Annotated in this window: 2 protein-coding genes; one reads left to right on the top strand and one right to left on the bottom strand. The window is 58.3% G+C overall.

Annotated features, from left to right (window positions below):
• Positions 1 to 1,116 precede the first annotated feature (1,116 nt).
• Entirely contained in the window at positions 1,117 to 1,353 is a 237-nt protein-coding gene (locus NUW23_14060) for a hypothetical protein (GenBank protein MCR4427286.1), read from the top strand.
• Positions 1,354 to 1,639: 286 nt separating this feature from the next.
• Here NUW23_14060 and NUW23_14055 read toward each other — a convergent pair whose 3' ends face one another.
• Positions 1,640 to 1,840, bottom strand: coding sequence for a hypothetical protein (locus tag NUW23_14055; GenBank protein ID MCR4427285.1), 201 nt, complete (start codon positions 1,838 to 1,840; stop codon positions 1,640 to 1,642).
• Positions 1,841 to 2,397: the final 557 nt, after the last annotated feature.

Genomic DNA, 2,397 nt, shown 5'->3' with positions numbered 1-2,397 from the left:
TGCTGCCCCGCACCCTTGTAGCCGTAGCTGATATGCTGAGATCGTGGATGAGGTAGTACTGGTGCGCCTGGTTCAACCATCGACGTATGGACATCTGGGGTCGCTCCTCCAATCATACCTTTTCCTAAATATTACCATACGGCCCATACAGAGTAAACCCTTCGCTTTCCGCGCCTGCACGGAGGCGACTTGAGCTTAAGTTCCGAATCTAACACATGCTAAGCAGGTTCTGGACAGTAACCAGCCGATAACTGTGTGCGTGTTTCGGGCAGTATGAATCCAGGACGTGCACGCTTACATAGATGGCCATTACGTTGGAGACTCTTGGGGCCGTGGGGCCGGTACGTGCAGACGGAACTCCTCGCGTCGCGGCCATGGGGCTGAGGAGACTAGCCTGGCCAGCATTGCCCATAGGCGCTGTAACTGGGCCTGGACGAGACGCTGGGTTCCGCGGCGGAGGTCGATTTGCCCACATAAGTGGAGGCGCTGGCCCGCAAGGGCGTCACCGCGCATGGTCACCATGGCGACGCCCCTGGAACCTGCGTTCCGCATGTAGATGCTGCTGGCTCCGAGTCTGGTGAGAAGTTTCTTAATCAGGTTGGCGAACGATCACCCGCGTCTTGCCCTCGTCTCCGAATTTGTGGACTACGCCCAAATCAGCCCCCAATTATGGCCTCTGTTTTTCACATAGCAGCCACAATTGGGGCCTCCGGAGATCAGCTGAAAGGGGCGCGCGCGCGTCGCGAGGAGTGAGGACATATGCCGAGCTACGCGCGTTGGGCTGATTGGCCGGCGACGCCTCCCCGAGGCCCTCTCGGGGGACGCCGACCCGCGCAAGCAGATAGCCCCCATTTTTGACGGATCTTCTGAGTCTAACCCACAGATTTGTGGGCTGCCGCCGGGATAGGCCCCAAGTCTGTGGAGTATGTTCGGAAACCACACGCGTGCCCCATAAGGCCATCGCATCTTGAAGGGAAGCGATCCGGCACTCCCGGCAGGGCGCCCTGCGAGACCTGCCCGGCCATTCGCAAAATGCCTGCTTACAACATGTTACATGCGGACGGTGAGCTTGCGGCTGAAGGCAAGCCTATCGCGATACCGGGGAAGAGACGAACGATGCGGCCAAGGGCCCGCATGACCTTCAACGTGCTCGACACAGTCCCAGTGGCGTACGTGGAACACGAAGGGGCGGCGCGCCGCGTCTCGATGGATTCTTGCGATGCCTTTGACGTGCCGAGGCGGCTCCTTTGGCCTGCGGGTTTTGGCGTTGAGATCTACATCGACTCCGCGCCGGACCGGTCGTCTGGCACTGCCCGAAATACCCAGATGGGGCCTTCTACATGCGGAACGTGAGCGCTAACCCCCAACACCTGGGCGCCTCCCGCCGCATTTGAGCACCCCCCAGGTATACGGATTCGCGCCCGGGTTGCTGTTCCACATTCGTCCGTGTCGAGGGTAGCCTTTGGCCGTCAAATCACCGATAACATAGACCCTGCGATCCCCGATCAGCTCTTTCACTTCTCCGATCTCCGAGTCTGCGGTTGAACTCGCCCACATCCCGGCCTTTTGGCGGATTTCCGCATGCAATCACGGTCATGTCCCCCGGGCCGGATGCTTGCCTGAGCCCTCCGCATATGTACTATGCATTACCCACATCGATGGGAAGAATCCGCATCCCGACCATGAGGAACCAGGTTTCCGATATGTCTTTGAGGTGTTGCAGGCCGTGCCAAAGCTTCTTGACGCCCGGTTTTCCGTCGCCCTTGCGGCCCAAGTGTCTGCCCAGCCTCCCTATGAGATCGACCTCCTCCTCCAAGGTGGGCGGCGTATCGGGCGGAATGGGCGTTTTGTTGCCTACTCAATGCGGCGCCTGCCACTCGTGCCTTTCCAGGATTGCGGCGCACGAAGTCTCCATGGTCTGGAGCTGAAGTTCTTCAATCTTGCAGCCGCTTTTCAGGGTATAGTGAAAACGCTCTATTCTCCACCGCAGCTTATACCAGTCTATCTTCTCCACCGCGTCCTCAAGCAAGGTTACCAGAACGGTAGTAAGCAGCAGCCAATCTACTCATTCAACATCTTCAGGCGGGTCTATTTCTTTCGCCTGCACCGCGTACACCGACTCATGAATCGTCATCTTAGCCTTTCTGCGGGTCGGCCAAAGGGTCGCCCCAGCACTTCTGCAAGGCCTGAGAGCTGATAGGTATTGGATTGTTGGCGGGGATGGCCCGGGAGCGGGTGGAAGGGATGATTGGACTTTCGCAAAAGATGTTGTAGCAGGCATGCAAGTCAGATAAGTCAAGCCAGGGGCTAGTTCCCATACGAGAGGGCGAAAAAATCCCCGCGCCGATCAAGTCCGATTTCTGGTGTAAAATCCCTCCGGTAGCTGATGGCCGAAAT

Source organism: Bacillota bacterium, assembly GCA_024655925.1.
In the GTDB taxonomy this organism is placed as follows: Bacteria; Bacillota; DTU025; order DTU025; family JANLFS01; genus JANLFS01.
The sequence above is the reverse complement of the archived record's forward strand: the minus strand, read 5'-3'. Positions and strand labels throughout refer to the sequence as shown.

Bases quoted from the DNA above. Each gene is read 5' to 3' on its own strand.
- NUW23_14060 (MCR4427286.1), top strand. From the start codon at position 1,117: ATGCGGCCAAGGGCCCGCATGACCTTCAACGTGCTCGACACAGTCCCA.